Raw genomic sequence first — 15,062 nt, forward strand, 5'->3', positions numbered from 1 at the left:
GGCGTTAGCGTGCACGGGAAGGCCCTTCGTGGCGTGGCGGCGGCGTCAGACACCTCCACCCCGCCCGAAGGGCCTTCCTTGTGCAATCAGCCACGCCGCACCGTCACCAACCTCCTGGCCGGGTACATCTAGGACCGCGACCTCCGCGACCTCCGCGGCCTCCGCGACCTCCGCGGCCTCCGCGGTCGGCGCGCACCCTCCAGCGCCGCCGCGTGGGCGTGCGCCTCGTCGACGAGGCCCTGCACCACCGGCCACGTCCGGTCCGGGTTGAGGACGCAGACGAAGCCGTGGGCGCCGTACACGGGGTGCGGCATCAGCACGTCGAGCGCGGTGAGGTCGTGCTCGGCGGGATCGGTGCGACCCCCGACGATCTCGGCCGCACGCTCCCGCGGCAGCCCGAGGTTCAGCCGGAACACGCCGGGCCGCTCGAGGTCCGACGCGGTGTCGTGGGCGTCCGACGTGACCACCGTGGCCCATCCGTTCCGCGGACGCTGCTCGTAGGTGCCGTCCGGATCACAGATGGCGTAGACGTCGCCGTTCGCCTCGATGATCCGGGTGTCGGGGAAGCGGAGCGCGGCCGTCACGGTGTCGAGATCCATGCCCGCAGACGAGCACGTCTCCATGATCGTTCGTCCGTGTCGAGTGGCTCACATCACAGGCATGGTGAGCGGTGACGACCCCGCCGTCGCTGGTGGCTCAACGGCCGGCGGAGCCGCCCCGACCGCCGGCCGTCGGCCCGCGGTGCCCCACCGTTTCCCGGATCGGCCACGGCTCGAAACGGCGTGGGCGCCGGCCGGACGGTTCAGCCGGTCGCGTGCCGCGTGTCGTCCTCGTACCAGGCCCACGTGCCGGCCAGGCCCCTGCGCAGGTCCGTCACGGCCCGCCAGCCCAGATGCCGCGCCGCCGGCGCGGGGTCGGCGACGTGCGCGACGTCGTGGCGCCGGTCGGCGACCTCCCCGAACCCGAGCGCGCCGCGATAGCCCGCGATCCCGGCGAGGGTGGTGACCACCTCCGCGATCGTCGTCGTCTCCCCCGAGCCGACGTCGAGCACGCGGCCCGGCGCGTCCGGCGCCGTCGCCGCACGGACGAAGGCGTCGCACACGTCGTCGACGTGGACCCAGTCCACCGCGCGGACGCCGCTGGACAGCGCGGGCGCCCGGCCGTCGCGCAGGCATGCGCACACGTACGGCACGAGCTTGCGCTCGTCGGGCTGGTCGGGCCCGTAGACCATCGCGATGCGCAGCACGGTCACGGGCAGGTCGAACTGGCTGTGGAACAGGCGCGCGTAGCCGGTCGCGGCGCCCTTGGCCGCGGCGTACGGCGACACGGGCGCCTCGTCGCCGCGCGGCTCCTCGATCGAGCCGGCGAGCACCACCCGACAGCCGGGGACCTCGTGCGCGGCGGCCATCACGGCGACCGCGACGCGGGTGTTGGCGTCGAGCATGGGCAGGACCAGCGCACTCTCGCGGTGGCCCGCCACGAGGCTCGCCAGATGGAGGATCACGTCGGGGCGGACCCGCCGCACGAACGCGGCGAATGCGTCGGTGTCGAGGAGATCGCCGCGGTGCCATGTGACGCCGGCGTCGTACCGGGGAGGACGACGGGCCAGGGCGTGGACCTCGGCGCCCTCACGGTGCAGGCGTCGGCAGAGGTGCCGGCCGACGAAGCCGGTGGCGCCGGTGACGAGGACGCGTCGTCCGGCGAGCTGGTCTGGCGTGGACATGGAGGTGTCGCCTCACGGGTCTGAAGCGGCCTGGAGGGGCCGAGCGGGACGGGGTCAGCGCAGGGGCGCGCCGCACCCGTCGTGCGTCGGTGCGCGACGAGGTCTTCCAGCCCGGGGGGCCGGTGGGAGATCAGGCGGCGGCGAGCCCGGGCCCGACCGGCGGGCCCCGCCGTGGTCGGCACCGGATGCGCCCGACGCCTTCGGAGCGGACCTCGTCGCCGTCGGTGTCGACGGCCGTGACGGCCGGGCCCGCGGTCTCGGGCACGGGCAGACGCGTGACCGCCAGCACCGTCGACGCCACGAACGCGACGATCGGCTCGCTGCCGGCGACCACGACCACGAGAAGCGCGGCAACCAGCTGGACGACGAGCCCGTGCAGGTCGTGCGGCACGTCGTGGGAGTGCGGCAGCATGCCCGCGGTCGCCTGGGTCACCTTGTTCATGCCGTGCGCCACGGGCTGCACGACCAGCGCCACGTTGAGCAGGAAGAACAGGCTCTGCAGCCGGCCGCGCGCGAACCAGCGCATCAGTCCGACCGCCCCGGCGACGAGCACCAGGCTCAGCGTGTGGTCCGGCCGCTCACCGGCGAGGACGTCGAACCCCGCGGCAACGGCCACGACCCCGACCGCGGACGCGACGAGCGCGACCGAGGCGACCCCACGACGCGCGGACATCGCGTCGGGTACCGGACCGTGGGCCACGAATCGGACGCTATCACCCGATCGTGCGAGACCGGGCGCCCTGCGCCGACGATCAGGGACGACGACCGTCGAACGCGCCCTGCCGCTACCCTTCCCCTGGGCCCCCGTAGCTCAGGGGATAGAGCACGGCTCTCCTAAAGCCGGTGTCGCAGGTTCGAATCCTGCCGGGGGCGCCCCTTGTGACCTGCATCAACACCGTTCGACCCCAGAGGCACAGGACCTCTTGGGGATCACGATGGGAATCAGCTCGGCCTACTCTCGCTCCCATGCCAGCGAGCAAGGCCCGTCAGCGGGGCCACATCGAGCAGCGCGGACCGAGCTCGTTCCGGGTGTCGGTCTACGCCGGCATCGACCCCCTGACGGGAAGCCGCCGCTATCTCCGAGAGACCACGTCGAGCCGGACAGAGGCCAAGAAGGCGGTCACGAAACTCCAGGCTCAGGTCGACGAGCGCCGCCATCCGCGGACTGGCACGACTGTCGGCGAGCTTCTGGACCAATGGATGGAGGTCTCCGACCATGACCAGAGCACCGCCGAGCGGTACGAGGTCTTGATCCGGACCTACCTCCGTCCTGCCTTCGGGCCGGCCGCGGCGGGGAAGATCAACGCTGAGGTCCTCGAGCTCTTCTACGCGCGGCTTCGCCGTTGCCGCGAACTCTGTGGGGGGCGCACGAAGACCGGCCACACCTGTCGGCCTCTTGCCGCCAACACGGTCCGCAAAATCCACTTCATCATGCGAGCGACCCTCGGGCTCGGCGTCCGCTGGCGCCACCTCGGCGTGAACGAGGCTGAGATCGCCCGGCCACCCGCGTTCGAGCGACACGAGCCCGACCCGCCCTCGGCTGACGAAGCCGCGGCCGTACTGAACGAAGCCGCATCGGATCCGGAATGGTGCCTGTTCCTCTGGCTTACCATGGTCACGGGCGCGCGCCGCGGTGAGATGTGCGCTCTGCGTTGGAGCGATATCGACCTCGTCCGCATGGTCGTCTCCGTAACGCGAGCCACGAACGGGCAGCTCGAGAAGGACACGAAGACGCACCAGGGCCGACGGCTCGCGCTCGACGAGCGAGCAGTAGCAATGCTTGAGGCCCATCGTCAGAACCGGCTGGCTACCTGCGCGGCCTTGGGCGTCGATCTCCCAGACGGCGGCTTCGTCTTCTCGCCCCTGCCAGATGGCTCGAGTCCACTACGGCCAGCAACTGCCACCCAGCGTTATCGGCGTTTGGCGGTCCGTCTCGGCCTCCGCAGCACCCGTCTGCACTCCCTGCGCCACTACTCGGCCACCGAACTCCTCGCGGCGGGCGTCGACATCCGGACGGTTGCCGGACGCCTCGGCCACGGAGACGGCGGAGCGACAACGCTCAAGGTCTATGCCGCGTGGGTCGCCGAGGCCGACCGGCGGGCCGCAGCCACCATGAGCTCCATCGTGCCGCAGCCCCGCCCTGCCGATCGCCAACCCAGCGCGCCGTACGAGCAGGTTGCCCACGTGCTTCGTGGACGGATCGAGTCGGGCGAACTCATCAGCGGGGCGACCCTTCCAGCCATCGCAGATCTCGCCCACGACTTCTCGGTCGCTGTCGGAACCGCGCAACGCGCCGTCGCCAGTCTCCGGACCGCTGGGTTGGTGACGACACTGGCCGGCCGACGCACGCTCGTCAGATGACGACCGTTCCGACGGATTTGAGACCGTTCGGATGTGGGTTCTGCAGTGCCCGGGATGACGCTCGAGCGAGTGCGCTAGTGCCGCGGCAAGGAACGTTGCTGTCGTAACTGGTCTTGATCGGGATCTTGGAAGGCTGGAGGCTGTCGCTGGAGGTGGTGGGCGATGGCACGGCCTGCAGAGGTGTTCGTCCGGGAGCTGACTGCCTCGGAGGCGCAGCGTCTGGTCAAGGTGACGCGCACAGCCAAGGACCGGGTGCGGCTGCGCCGGGCGGGCATCGTGCTGGCCTCGACCCAGGGCCGCAGCGCGTCCGAGGCAGCGGCGATGTTCGCCGCGACCGCGCAGTACGAGCTCGACGGTTGAGCGAGCAAGAAGGCCAACAGCTGACCCGGATCGTGCGCCGCGGCAAGGGCGGCTCGATCCGGGTCCGGCGGGCGACGATGGTCCTGGCCTCGGCTTCGGGGACCCCGGTGCCAGCGATCGCCCGGCTGGTCGCCGCGGACGAGGACACCGTGCGCGATGTGATCCACGCGTTCAACGCCCGGGGGCTTGATGCGCCCGACCCTCAGTGGGCGGGAGGCCGTCCCCGCCTGATCAGCAACGATGACGTCGAGCTCATCGTCGCGACGGCCACCACCCGACCCGGCAAGCACGGGCTGGCGTTCTCCCACTGGAGCGTGCGCAAGCTCGCCGCACACCTCGGCGAGTGCGACCACCGCTGCCCGGCCGGGCGCGCGCAGGGCCGGGTCAGGGGCCTGCGGATCGGGCGGGAGCGGCTGCGACAGGTGCTGCACTCTCGCGGGGTGTCCTTCCAGCGGACCCGCACCTGGAAAGAGTCCAACGATCCCGACTTCGACTCCAAACTCGACCGGATCGAGGACGTCACCGGCCGCTTCCCGAACCGCTGCTTTGCCTTCGACCAGTTCGGGCCGCTCTCGATCCGACCCTGCCACGGCACCACCTGGGCGCCTGAGACCCGCCCGGTCCGCCTGCCCGCGACCTACACACGTACGCACGGCATCCGCTACTTCCACGGCTGCTACAGCCTCGGCGACGACCAGCTCCGGGGCGTCACCCGCGCCCGCAAGGGCGGCGAGAACACCCTCGCCGCGCTCAAGTCGATCCGGGCTGCCCGACCCGACAGCGCCCCGATCTACGTCATCCTGGACAACCTCTCCGCGAACAAGACACCCAAGATCCGCACCTGGGCGGCGAAGAACAACGTCGAGTTGTGCTTCACCCCGACCTACGCTTCCTGGGCCAACCCCATCGAGGCCCAGTTCGGGCCGCTGCGGACCTTCACCATGGGCGCCACCAACCACCCCAACCATCCCGCGCTGGCCCGCCGGATCCAGGACTACCTGCGCTGGCGCAACGCCCACGCCCGCCACCCCGACGTCCTGGCCGCCCAACGCCGCGAACGCGCCCGCGTCCGCAGCGAACGCCAACAACGCTGGGGCCGGCCCCGCGCCGCATGACCCGGTCAACGTTCATGGCCAGCGCACTAGCGAGCGGCTGCGGTTGAAGGCCACCGAATGGTAAGGACTACCGACTGCTCTGATGCTCGCCAGGAGTGGTCCGTTCCTGGTGCATAGAGGACGTAGTCTCCGGGAGCCCGTAGAGCTGCGTCACCGTCTCTCATGGTCACAGTAAAAGGACCTCCGGATACAAGGATGACCAGAGCGGTGCGCTCGTCGCCGGGCACCCAACTCGCGCGCTCGTCGCCGGCCGGGTGGACGCCCCACTTCACCTCGAGGACATCGGTGGCGCGGATGTCTCCCGCTTCGATGAAGTGCCCCAGCAACCACCCGCGGGTGTCGCGGCTGTCGTCCTCAGCGTTCCCCGTCTGCCATGAACGGGCCATCAGGCGAGCTCCCACGTGATCGTCGGGCTGTCGACCCGCTCTGGGTCGAGGTTCGCGAGCCTACGGAGGCCCTGCAGCAGCGCGAACAGGCTCTCGTTGTTCCACCCGTCGTCGGCAGCAAGCTCGAGGAGGCCGTCGTAGTCAAGGCTCGAGTGAAGCCTGAGGCTCTTCGACTCCCAGTTCGCCTGAATGTATCCCCCGAAGGTCGACCAGAAGGTCTCGTCATGGATCGCGATGAGGCTGGCTACTTCGAAGTTCCCGCTCACGGCGTTGAGACCAAAGCCTGTGCATTCAGCACGCCAGGCGTCACGGTGGTTCAGCAACCACGACATGGGTTCGGTCAGACGAGTCGGGTGCATGGGGTCCGCGTAGGGGGAGCGGCCGAGAGTGTTGTCGACGTCTTCCCGTCCGAACAGCTCCTCTTCCATCTCCCGCAAAAGGGTCTGCCCGACTGGCGCGTTGCCCACGGGTTCGGTCAGCGGCTGGTGGAACCCTTTCGGGATCACTGCCAGGGAGTGCGAGGCATTCAGAACTGCGCTCGACCGCTCTTGCACCAGAAGCACATAGTCCCCGGCCGGACGCGCGATGGCACAGAGGGCGAGAACGCCGCCCGCGCAGAGTCGGGTTGAGACTTCAAGAAGGGATGACAACGAGGGCAGCAGGGCATCGCGGAGCGGGAGTAGCAGGCCACCTTCAGCCCGGTTCGCGATAGCATCCAGCAGCTCGCCCTCGAGGAGGTCGAGGGTCAGCGCGTAAGCGGCGAACGTCGTCGTTGCGACCTCTCCCGTGATGACGGACGGGGAGGCCTCGATGCTCGTGAGTCGGTAGAGCGGCCGGTTCACCAGCCGACCGCCGAGCGCAAGAGTTTCTGCGAGGCGGCGACTGGCTCGGTCGAAGGTCTCCCGGTCCGGGATGGTCAGACTCGGCACGCTCCGACCGAACCGGAACGGCTCGCCACCGGTACCGAGGCTCGCGGTCAGGTCGAGCCAATTGCTCCGCGCCACCACGGACGTGCGGAGCGCACTCCGACCGTCCAGGCGACCAGCGTAGAACCCGACCTCACCGCTTCCGACCCCGTAGTACGCGGCCAGCGCTTCAGCGACTGCTCGCCGCCCCACCTGCGAGCGACGGCTCGCCCGGTCGAGGAGGTCCGGAACCTGCGCATGGGTGAGAGCGGCCGCCACAGCCCGGCGAGATGAGCCCGGCTCCCGGACCGCGGCCCGGTCGAGCCAGTTGAGCGCGGAACCGACGTGTGGGTCCGACGCCAGACGCTCGTGGGCGCCCTCATGCCCCCTCTCAGGTAGACGGTCGCCCGCTGGTGCGGTCGGCGACTGTAGGCCCTCGAACCTCTGCTGCTCGCTCTGAGAGGCGCGTTCGAGGACGGTGTCGAGCGCCTGCTGGATCTCGCGCGTCGGGACCAGCTCGGGTTTCTCGTGCCACTTCGCCACGGTCCGGACGGCCACCCCGAGCCGGTCGGCGAAGCGTTCCTGGGTCAGGCGAAGCGCGGCCTCCAGAAAGCACGCGTCACGCGCCGTCCACGTCGTCGGCGCCGACATCAGCCGCCGCCTCCCGCGCTCAGCCCAGAACGGGCGTGCAGAGCTGGTGCATTGCGAGTGCACGACGGATGCATGGGCGATGTCACGGATTCGCTGTTGACTTCGTGGCATGAACAGCAGGAGCGGCTCCGCTTCCACAAGGGGATCGCGCAGACACGAGGCGTGCGGGTTCCGAAGACAGAGTGGATCGAGCGTCCTGAAACTCTCTGGAAGCGGTCATCCGCGATGAGAGGGCTGCGAATGCACCGACCTCGTCGTGAAGAGCGTCGGGCTCCTGCGACATCACCGCGCGGCATCTCGGTCACCGCGATCCGGTTGACGGAGGGCCGAGATATCACGCGCCACCTGAACAAGAAGTGCCTGCATCTCGTCGAGACGTCGATCAATGGAATCGAGGCGGCTGTCGATCGAGGATGGGGGCTCCGCAGTTGCGTCAGCTGTGCCTTCGAGAATGCCGCTCAGATACTCGGGAGGCCACTCGAGTCCCACGGACACACTGGAGAGCGTCCGCGTCGACCGGCGGCGCTCATTGGTGTTGTAGCGGAGCTCGCGGAGAGTCGACTCAGAGACCTGCGAGCGACGAGCGAGTTCCCGGAGCTCCAGGCCCAGCTCGTCGAGCCGGTCACCGATCGCGGTCGCGACCGCCTTCCAGTCTCCCGTCACCGCCACTCCTCGCTCATCTCGAGCGAGAACGCTAAACGCCGCGATCGAGCCACATGGCCAAGTTCATGGGAGTGGCGGCAGTCAGGCCAGCAAGTCGCCGATATCAACGTCAAGAGCGCCGATTTCACGTTTCGAGGTTCGTCATGACTGCGCACCACACCTCGCCCCGTCTCTTCCTCACGGTCAGCGAAACCGCCGCGGCGCTCCGCGTCGACCCGGCCACCATCTACCGCGCGATCCGCGCCGGGACGTTCCCCGCCGTCCGCGTGCGGGGCCGGTACGTCGTGCCGGCCCGCGCCGTCGACGAACTCGCGACCCGCGCCGTCGAGACCGGCGCCTGTGTCGACGCGACCGACGTCGCCGCCCCTGGGACCGGCGCGACTGGCCGCACCAGCTCCCTCTCCCGACCCTCCGCGCCCGCCCACCGCTTCGAGGAGTCCTGATGGACGTCATCTCCGCGCTCGTCGTGTTCTCCACCCTGGCCGCTGTCGTCTGCGCACGGGCTCGCGCTGCCGGTCCTGCTCTCCTGTTCGGCGTCGTCGCTCTTGCGCTCTTTGCCACCACGCCCATGGGCGCCGGCGTCCCGGAGGCCACGGCGGCAGTCGCCAGTTGGGTTGGCGACACAGCCGGCCAGCTCCTCGGCGCCGTGGACACCAGCTCGTGAACGGCGAGATCTACAGCGGCCGAGGCGAGGGTTGGCGGTGCTTCGGCTGCGGCAAGACCTATCCGCTCGGCACGCCGCGGTGTCCCTCGTGTGCCGAGGCACTCGCGCAGAAGGTGGCCGAGCTCCGCTCGCTGCGCACCGGCCTCCCGCCGCACCTGACCGCCTTCGGTCCGGGAGCACCGATCGGACCCACGCCGGAACCCGGCAACGGCGCCTCGCCCGACCCCACCGACGTCCCGTCGAGGGTCTCCCGTCTCGTCGCGCTCCTTCAGTCGGGCCAGGTCCTGACCGGCGAGTCCGTCAGTTCTCTCTTCGGCTGCTCCGACCGCACCGGCCGCCGGCTGCTCGCCGAGGCCCACCGAACACTCGCGCCCTCGCCCGACCGACCAGGAGAAACCTGATGTTCACCGAGGACCGGAGGCGCACGCGCCATCGCCTCGCGCGCCACCGCGTCGTGGGGTGGCCCTGGGCGCTGCCTACTGGCGCAGGTCTCGCGATCGGGTGCCTGGTCACCGTGATCGCCCTGTCGATCGGGCTGTACATGATCGCTCTAGCCGCTACCGCCGTCGCGGTGCTGGACGGAGCGCGGCTCGTCTGGCCGAGCACCCCACGCGGGCGCGTGCGCACCACCTACGGCCGCATCGGCTGGGCCACTGCGCGGGACCTCCGACGATCGATGAGCGCGGGCGCGATCCGCCGCCTCGCCTCCGTGGTCCGGCCGTCCGCCCTGACCCTTCCCGAGACAGTTCGCGCTGGGCTCGAGGACGTCGAGTTCGGCACCTACGTCGGACGATCCGTCGTCGGCCCGCTCCGGGGACGGGACCTGTACTGCTCCCACCGCGACGTCGCGCTCATCGTGGCCCCGCCCCAGACCGGGAAGACCGGCTGGCTCGCGGCCGCGGTCCGCGACTTCCCCGGCGCCGTCGTGGCGACCTCGACGAAGGCGGACGTGCTCTCGTACGTGGCGCGGGCTCGACGGGCGCGCGGTCCCGTGCTGGTGTTCAACCCCGAGCAGGTCGGCGGCATCCCGTCGACCTTCCGGTGGTCGCCCGTCGACGGGTGCCACGAGCCCTCGGTCGCCCAGGAGCGGGCGAGCGCGATGGTGTCGGCCACGCAGACCGGCGAGAGCCTGCGCGACGGTCAGTTCTTCGCCGAGCAGGGCGCAGTCGTCCTGCGGGCCTACCTGCTCGCGGCCGCGCTCAGCGGCCGCGGCATGGACGCCGTGGCGGGTTGGGTCAACGACCCGGACGACCAGACCGCGCTCAAGGAGCTGGCCCGGCATCGCGGCCGTGTCCCGCCGGGGTGGGAGCGGGCCCTCGCCCAGGTGGCCCACACCCGGGCGGATCGCACCCGAGAGTCGATCTACCTGACCCTCGCCCTGGCGACAGCGTTCATGGGCGATCCCGAGGTCGCGCAGGTCGTGTGCCCGGCGGCGGCAGAGCCCCGCTTCGACGTCGAGAGATTCATCGCGTGTCGGGGCACGCTGTTCCTCATCGGCGCCGAGCGAGGACACGGATCCATCGCGCCCCTCCTCGCGGCCCTCACCGATCACGTCTTCGAGACCAGCAAGCGGCTGGCGGCGCGCCTCCCCCACGGTCGGCTCGATCCCGCCCTGATGCTCGCCCTCGACGAGGCCGCCCTCATCGCGCCGGTGCCGCTCGACCGTTGGACGGCTGACGCCGGCGGACGAGGCATCCACATCCTCACCGCTGTCCAGTCACCGTCGCAGCTGGCGCAGAGGTGGGGCGAACGAGGCGCCGAGACGATCACCAACAACGCCAACCTGCGCCTGTACTACGGCGGGCTCGGGGTCGAGCGTGATCTCGAGGCTATCTCGCGCCTGTGCGGCAGCCGTGACGAGCCGTCGATCAGCGACTCGATCAACAAGGGCGGCGACCGACGCTCGTCGATCAGCTACTCGACGCGCATCGCCCCGGTCCTCCCGCCGGAGGGCCTGCGCACCCTTCCGCCGTGGCACGTCCTCGTGCTCTACCGCTCGAGCCCGCCGACGATCGCGAGGGTTCGACTGGTCTGGTCGCGCGCGCGGATGTGGCCCACCGCGTGGACGACGTTCGCGTGGCGCGCCACGTACTGGCGCCGACGTCTCCAGCTGCTGGTCGACCGAAAGCTCGGCCGGTGACGCGGCCCGGCTCCGGCCTCGATGTGCTGGCGGCGCAGATCGACGAGCTCCGACGCGAGGTCGACGGGCTGCGGCACACCGTCGATGCCGACATCAACGCCCTCGGCTCGCTGCTCGACGAGACGCTCGGGGACGAGGGCGCGCCGCTCGGAGCGATCCCCTCGTTGGCCTCGGACCTCACCGATGTCCGGTCGCACCTCGCCGCCCTCGCCGAGCAGATCGCGGTCCTGGTCGACGGTCCGGAGACGTCGCCGCGCTTGCCGTCGTGGACGGAGTTGCGGGCCGAAGAGGCTCGAACCGCTTGGACCCGCCTCGCGCGCTGGATGACAGTGGTCCTCTTTCCCCGATATCCGCCGACGACGGAGGTCGTCAGGGATTGCTGGTACCGCCACCCCGAACTCGTCGAGCACCTGTCGTGGCTCCACATCGCCTGGCAGCTCGCCTATCACAACCCGAACGCTTCCATCAGCACTGCGGCGGAATGGCACAGCCGATGGCTGCCGACTGTCCTGACGAGGGCGCGAGAAATCCTCAAGCCGTGCTACATCGAGCACGTCGACGACAGCCGCGTTCCGCCGGAACGGCACCGCGGCTTCGACACACGCTTCGAGGCCTTCGTGCGCGCCGACGTCATCCGCCGCCCCGAGACCGAGGGGCCACCATGACCAACACGATCTTCACGGCGGGCCACCGCTCGCCCCGCGGCACCTTCTACCCACACGCAGCAGCACCGGAAGTCGAGATGGACGCGCGAGACGCAGTGGCGCTGCTGCGCTTGCTCGGGATCATCGATCGTCACCTCGAGTCGGACCCCGGCCATGCGGTGGTAAACCCCACGCGCTTGGCCGAGTGGCTCACGGACCCGGTGCCCGTGACCTATCAGGTCGAGATCGACGCTCTCGTGCGCCTGTGCAATTTCGCCCACGAGAACGCGGTGAACGTAGCCTGGGGCTATTGATGACGGGCCGAGGGCAGGAGTGGCGGGATGACCCAGACGGACACTGTGGCGGTCGACGTCCTCCTCGAACCGCCCGCCTCGGTGTCGATCTACCTGCAGGCTCTGGTCGCGGCGGGTCGTCGCTGCGAAGTGGACGTGCTCCAGCAGAGCCATCGCCGCGCCGTCGAGACGGCCCGTAGCGCGCTGGAGCACGCCGGCGTGTGGTCCTCGGCCACACAGGTCGGCGCGTTGGCGCCGTACCGGTACGACGACCAGCCGGCCGAGATCGACGTCGTCGAGCACGGGCCCGGCGAGGCGGAGCGCGAGCCTAGGCTGCACGCGCACCTCGTCGTCCGGCTCGCCCGCGGAACGCACCTGGATCGGCCCTCGCTCGACCGTGCCCTGCCCTTCGTCCGCCGCCGCTACGAGCGTTCGCTGACCGACGGGTTGGCCTCCGACCTCGGCCTGGCCATCCGCGAGCTGGACGGGACGCTGCAGCTCGCGGGCGTACCCGACGATCTCCTCGCCTCTTTCGCGCCTGCTGAGTGCCGCTTGCAGGTCGGCGTGCGTCAGATGAGGTGACGAGGAAGCGTCGCGGCCCAGCGCCACCAGCGCATGCGACGCGAGGTCTTGCGGGTCGTCGGCGAACGCATCGACCACGGCCGCATCACCGCCTCGGGACGGTGCCGGCCGCTCACCGCGGTCGGTACCGCTCGGGCGCCAGGCACTGCACCAGACGGAGGTCGCTTCCCGTCGGGAAGGTATGCGGCGGGCCGTGCTCGTAGATCCATACGGTGAACCCGGTGTTCCGCAGGTCCTCGGCCTCGGTGAGCGCCGCAAGCCAGCTGTCCGCGGTCGAGGCGCGCGTCTCGTCGCGCGAGAAGGCGCCCAGCGATCCCTCGACGAGCCGGGCGTGCAGGTGGAACGCGCCCACAGGAACCACTCCCACGCACTCGGGGGCTCCTGCGACGAGGAACCTCATTCCCGCCCGACCGTCGTCGCGACGGGGTCCGCGCACGTAGTCCCGACGGCGGTCCAGATGTAGTCCGATGACTAGTCCCGAGCCCTTGGACGCCCTGTCGCGGCTACCGTCGAGCGGTCGTGACGACTCGAGACAGGACCGCTGATGGACGGGCAGCCGGCACGGCTCCGCGCCTTTCGCGAGGAACGCGGGTGGACCCAGCGCGACGTCGCCGAGCACGTACAGCGACTGGCGTGGGCGAAGCACGGCGACCACGTGGGCGTGAACGCGGACATGATCGCGAAGTGGGAACGCGGCGCAAAGGGTGTCAGCACCTACTACCGCGAGCTCCTGGCGCTCCTGTTCGGTGTCGAGCCCCGCATGCTCGGGCTGCGCACGAACGCCCGTGGCCCCGGGGTCGCCGCAGCGGTCGACGACCTCCGCCGCGGAGCGTACGAGCTGCTCGATCACCTCGGTCCGGGCGCCGAGGTCCTCCGGACTCGCGTCGTGCAGGTCGTCGAGGACCAGGTCGCACGGCGACGCACGCTGCTCACCGTGATGGGATTGCTGTCGATGAGTGCCGAGGACTCCGGAGACGCGACGGCCGCAACCAGTGCGACGTTCGACGACCTCAGCGACCGTTATCAGGAGCGGTATCACTCGTCCGACCCCGTCGCGCTGCTCACCGTCGCGCTCGCCCACCTCGATGCCGTCTCCGCAGCGGCGAGGCGGGCGACGGGTCGGGAGAAGGTGCGGTTGATCGCTAACCAGGCGCGCAGCGCGACCCTGGTCGGACGCCTCAGCTTCTTCGACCTCGACGACTCGATGGCCGCGCGAGGCCATTACACCCTCGCCGCCGAAGCGGCCCACGAGGCGGAGGACGCTCAGCAGGAAGCTGCAGCCCTGGCACACCTCGCGTTCGTCCCAGCCGCCGCGGGCGCGTCGAGCGCGGCCCTCGACCACCTCGCCGCAGCGCGCGTCGCGCTCGCCGGTCAGCCCCACCCGTTGATCAGGTCCTGGGTCGATGCGATCGAGTCCGAGGTGCAGGCCAACGCCGGGGAACACATGGCCGCGCTGTCCGCGATCGATCGGGCACGCGAGGCGCTGTCGACGGAGGTGGGACACGACGACGGGCCACGGTGGTTCGACTACTACGACGCGACCCGACTCGCGGGCTTCGCCGGCTACGCCAACCTCCTCGCCGGTCGCTACGAGTCGGCTCGGGCCGAGCTGGAGGAGGCGCTGAGCCTTCCCCTGGCTGCTGCGAAGCAGCGCTCGGTGCTGCTGGCTGATCTCGCGACGGTCCACTACCGCGACGGCGAGCTCGACGAGGCCTGCCGCATCGCGATCTCGGCAGTTGACGAGCTCGCGCAGGCGGGCTATGCCACCGGGTCGGGTCGAGTGCGCTCGTTCCTCCGCCTCGTCCACCCGCACGCCTCGTCGCCTGCGGTCCGCACGCTCAACGAGCGCGTGTCCTCTCTGAACTGACCGGAGCCTGGATGACCATCCGCGCAGTGTGGTTCGACGTCGGCGAGGTCCTCATCGACGAGACCCGCGAGTACGGCACCTGGGCCGATTGGCTCGGCGTCCCCCGCCACACCTTCTCCACGGTCTTCGGTGCAGTCCTCGCAAGGGGCGGCGACTACCGCGAGGTCTTCGAGCACTTCCGGCCGGGCTTCGACCTTGCCGCTGAGCGCGACGCACGCGTGCAGGCCGGTCTCGGCGAATACCTCAACTCGTATGACCTCTACCCAGACGTTCGACCGTGCCTGCAGACTCTTCGCGATTGCGGCCTCTTTGTCGGCATTGCCGGCAATCAAACCTCGCGGGCTGGCCGATTCCTGCGCGAGCTCCACCTGCCCGTCGACACGCTCGCCACGTCAGACGACTGGGGCGTGGCGAAGCCGGACGTCGCCTTCTTCCACAAGCTCATCGCGGTGTCAGGACATGAGCCGGCTCAGATCGCCTATGTCGGCGACCGGCTCGACAACGACATCGCGCCAGCGGCCCAAGCGGGCCTCTGGACGGTCCAGCTGCGTCGGGGGCCGTGGGCCAACATCGTTTCTCCCGGCTGCGTCGACCCTTTCGCCGTCGCGGCATCGCTGAATGAGCTCGCGGACATCGTCGCTTGACACAGGTGGCGCGGAAGCCACTTCGCGTTGGAGTCGGCCTGGGCAAGCCGCGCCGGGGCGCTGC

General features: G+C 70.3%; 18 protein-coding genes and 1 tRNA gene. 13 read left to right on the forward strand and 6 right to left on the reverse strand.

Annotated features, from left to right (window positions below):
* Nucleotides 1-128 precede the first annotated feature (128 nt).
* From AC2A1K_RS32655 to AC2A1K_RS32665, 3 genes are all read right to left on the reverse strand, one after another.
* Complete coding sequence (locus AC2A1K_RS32655) at nt 129-599, reverse strand: DUF6194 family protein (RefSeq protein ID WP_483900525.1); 471 nt, start codon at nt 597-599, stop codon at nt 129-131.
* A 203-nt stretch (nt 600-802) separates the two neighbouring features.
* A complete protein-coding gene (locus AC2A1K_RS32660) occupies nt 803-1,723 on the reverse strand; it encodes an NAD-dependent epimerase/dehydratase family protein (RefSeq protein WP_483900526.1) in 921 nt (306 codons plus the stop codon).
* A gap of 130 nt (nt 1,724-1,853) precedes the next feature.
* Nucleotides 1,854-2,423: a hypothetical protein gene (locus AC2A1K_RS32665; protein ID WP_483900527.1), complete on the reverse strand. Its 570-nt coding sequence runs from the start codon at nt 2,421-2,423 to the stop codon at nt 1,854-1,856.
* Nucleotides 2,424-2,523: 100 nt separating this feature from the next.
* Between AC2A1K_RS32665 and AC2A1K_RS32670 the strand changes: the two genes are divergently transcribed.
* From AC2A1K_RS32670 to AC2A1K_RS32685, 4 genes are all read left to right on the forward strand, one after another.
* Nucleotides 2,524-2,596 (forward strand) — tRNA-Arg (locus AC2A1K_RS32670).
* 93 nt (nt 2,597-2,689) lie between these two features.
* Nucleotides 2,690-4,084 carry a tyrosine-type recombinase/integrase gene (locus tag AC2A1K_RS32675; protein ID WP_483900528.1) on the forward strand — a complete coding sequence of 465 codons (1,395 nt, stop codon included), beginning with the start codon at nt 2,690-2,692 and terminating at the stop codon, nt 4,082-4,084.
* 162 nt (nt 4,085-4,246) lie between these two features.
* Nucleotides 4,247-4,444 (forward strand): hypothetical protein, encoded by a 198-nt coding sequence (locus tag AC2A1K_RS32680; protein ID WP_483900529.1) that lies wholly within the window; start codon nt 4,247-4,249, stop codon nt 4,442-4,444.
* The gene (locus AC2A1K_RS32685; RefSeq protein ID WP_483900530.1) at nt 4,441-5,559 is read left to right on the forward strand and encodes an IS630 family transposase; all 1,119 of its coding nucleotides are present in this window, start codon (nt 4,441-4,443) and stop codon (nt 5,557-5,559) included. The genes AC2A1K_RS32680 and AC2A1K_RS32685 overlap by 4 nt, the downstream gene beginning before the upstream one ends.
* 385 nt (nt 5,560-5,944) lie before the next feature.
* On the opposite strand, the gene AC2A1K_RS32690 is transcribed toward AC2A1K_RS32685, so the two are convergent.
* Both AC2A1K_RS32690 and AC2A1K_RS32695 read right to left on the reverse strand, forming a co-directional pair.
* Nucleotides 5,945-7,501 carry a helix-turn-helix domain-containing protein gene (locus tag AC2A1K_RS32690; protein WP_483900531.1) on the reverse strand — a complete coding sequence of 519 codons (1,557 nt, stop codon included), beginning with the start codon at nt 7,499-7,501 and terminating at the stop codon, nt 5,945-5,947.
* Nucleotides 7,502-7,783: 282 nt separating this feature from the next.
* A complete protein-coding gene (locus AC2A1K_RS32695; RefSeq protein ID WP_483900532.1) occupies nt 7,784-8,164 on the reverse strand; it encodes an XRE family transcriptional regulator in 381 nt (126 codons plus the stop codon).
* A gap of 143 nt (nt 8,165-8,307) precedes the next feature.
* Between AC2A1K_RS32695 and AC2A1K_RS32700 the strand changes: the two genes are divergently transcribed.
* The 7 genes from AC2A1K_RS32700 to AC2A1K_RS32730 are packed head-to-tail and all read left to right on the forward strand — an operon-like array spanning nt 8,308 to nt 12,487.
* Nucleotides 8,308-8,607 carry a helix-turn-helix domain-containing protein gene (locus AC2A1K_RS32700; RefSeq protein ID WP_483900533.1) on the forward strand — a complete coding sequence of 100 codons (300 nt, stop codon included), beginning with the start codon at nt 8,308-8,310 and terminating at the stop codon, nt 8,605-8,607.
* Nucleotides 8,607-8,828 carry a hypothetical protein gene (locus AC2A1K_RS32705; protein ID WP_483900534.1) on the forward strand — a complete coding sequence of 74 codons (222 nt, stop codon included), beginning with the start codon at nt 8,607-8,609 and terminating at the stop codon, nt 8,826-8,828. The genes AC2A1K_RS32700 and AC2A1K_RS32705 overlap by 1 nt, the downstream gene beginning before the upstream one ends.
* Nucleotides 8,825-9,229, forward strand: coding sequence for a hypothetical protein (locus AC2A1K_RS32710; RefSeq protein WP_483900535.1), 405 nt, complete (start codon nt 8,825-8,827; stop codon nt 9,227-9,229). The genes AC2A1K_RS32705 and AC2A1K_RS32710 overlap by 4 nt, the downstream gene beginning before the upstream one ends.
* Nucleotides 9,229-10,968, forward strand: a complete 1,740-nt coding sequence (locus AC2A1K_RS32715; RefSeq protein WP_483900536.1) for a type IV secretory system conjugative DNA transfer family protein — start codon at nt 9,229-9,231, stop codon at nt 10,966-10,968. The genes AC2A1K_RS32710 and AC2A1K_RS32715 overlap by 1 nt, the downstream gene beginning before the upstream one ends.
* The gene (locus tag AC2A1K_RS32720; protein ID WP_483900537.1) at nt 10,965-11,633 is read left to right on the forward strand and encodes a hypothetical protein; all 669 of its coding nucleotides are present in this window, start codon (nt 10,965-10,967) and stop codon (nt 11,631-11,633) included. The genes AC2A1K_RS32715 and AC2A1K_RS32720 overlap by 4 nt, the downstream gene beginning before the upstream one ends.
* Nucleotides 11,630-11,926: a hypothetical protein gene (locus AC2A1K_RS32725; protein ID WP_483900538.1), complete on the forward strand. Its 297-nt coding sequence runs from the start codon at nt 11,630-11,632 to the stop codon at nt 11,924-11,926. Before AC2A1K_RS32720 ends, AC2A1K_RS32725 begins: the two co-directional genes overlap by 4 nt.
* A 27-nt stretch (nt 11,927-11,953) precedes the next feature.
* Entirely contained in the window at nt 11,954-12,487 is a 534-nt protein-coding gene (locus tag AC2A1K_RS32730; protein ID WP_483900539.1) for a hypothetical protein, read from the forward strand.
* A 112-nt stretch (nt 12,488-12,599) separates the two neighbouring features.
* On the opposite strand, the gene AC2A1K_RS32735 is transcribed toward AC2A1K_RS32730, so the two are convergent.
* Nucleotides 12,600-12,854 (reverse strand): hypothetical protein, encoded by a 255-nt coding sequence (locus tag AC2A1K_RS32735; protein ID WP_483900540.1) that lies wholly within the window; start codon nt 12,852-12,854, stop codon nt 12,600-12,602.
* 177 nt (nt 12,855-13,031) lie between these two features.
* Between AC2A1K_RS32735 and AC2A1K_RS32740 the strand changes: the two genes are divergently transcribed.
* Together AC2A1K_RS32740 and AC2A1K_RS32745 are read left to right on the forward strand one after the other, a co-directional pair.
* Nucleotides 13,032-14,354, forward strand: a complete 1,323-nt coding sequence (locus tag AC2A1K_RS32740) for a helix-turn-helix domain-containing protein (RefSeq protein ID WP_483900541.1) — start codon at nt 13,032-13,034, stop codon at nt 14,352-14,354.
* A gap of 11 nt (nt 14,355-14,365) precedes the next feature.
* Nucleotides 14,366-14,998 (forward strand): HAD family hydrolase, encoded by a 633-nt coding sequence (locus AC2A1K_RS32745; protein ID WP_483900542.1) that lies wholly within the window; start codon nt 14,366-14,368, stop codon nt 14,996-14,998.
* Nucleotides 14,999-15,062 lie beyond the last annotated feature (64 nt).

The sequence above is a fragment of the Actinomycetospora sp. 2LY8.5 genome, from assembly GCF_057180585.1.

What these genes read in the sequence shown, in the direction of transcription:
- AC2A1K_RS32690 (WP_483900531.1), bottom strand. Translation starts at nt 7,501, where the DNA reads ATGTCGGCGCCGACGACGTGGACGGCGCGTGACGCGTGCTTTCTGGAG.
- AC2A1K_RS32680 (WP_483900529.1), top strand. Translation starts at nt 4,247, where the DNA reads ATGGCACGGCCTGCAGAGGTGTTCGTCCGGGAGCTGACTGCCTCGGAG.
- AC2A1K_RS32700 (WP_483900533.1), top strand. Translation starts at nt 8,308, where the DNA reads ATGACTGCGCACCACACCTCGCCCCGTCTCTTCCTCACGGTCAGCGAA.
- AC2A1K_RS32675 (WP_483900528.1), top strand. Translation starts at nt 2,690, where the DNA reads ATGCCAGCGAGCAAGGCCCGTCAGCGGGGCCACATCGAGCAGCGCGGA.
- AC2A1K_RS32660 (WP_483900526.1), bottom strand. Translation starts at nt 1,723, where the DNA reads ATGTCCACGCCAGACCAGCTCGCCGGACGACGCGTCCTCGTCACCGGC.
- AC2A1K_RS32725 (WP_483900538.1), top strand. Translation starts at nt 11,630, where the DNA reads ATGACCAACACGATCTTCACGGCGGGCCACCGCTCGCCCCGCGGCACC.
- AC2A1K_RS32705 (WP_483900534.1), top strand. Translation starts at nt 8,607, where the DNA reads ATGGACGTCATCTCCGCGCTCGTCGTGTTCTCCACCCTGGCCGCTGTC.
- AC2A1K_RS32715 (WP_483900536.1), top strand. Translation starts at nt 9,229, where the DNA reads ATGTTCACCGAGGACCGGAGGCGCACGCGCCATCGCCTCGCGCGCCAC.
- AC2A1K_RS32740 (WP_483900541.1), top strand. Translation starts at nt 13,032, where the DNA reads ATGGACGGGCAGCCGGCACGGCTCCGCGCCTTTCGCGAGGAACGCGGG.
- AC2A1K_RS32655 (WP_483900525.1), bottom strand. Translation starts at nt 599, where the DNA reads ATGGATCTCGACACCGTGACGGCCGCGCTCCGCTTCCCCGACACCCGG.
- AC2A1K_RS32745 (WP_483900542.1), top strand. Translation starts at nt 14,366, where the DNA reads ATGACCATCCGCGCAGTGTGGTTCGACGTCGGCGAGGTCCTCATCGAC.
- AC2A1K_RS32730 (WP_483900539.1), top strand. Translation starts at nt 11,954, where the DNA reads ATGACCCAGACGGACACTGTGGCGGTCGACGTCCTCCTCGAACCGCCC.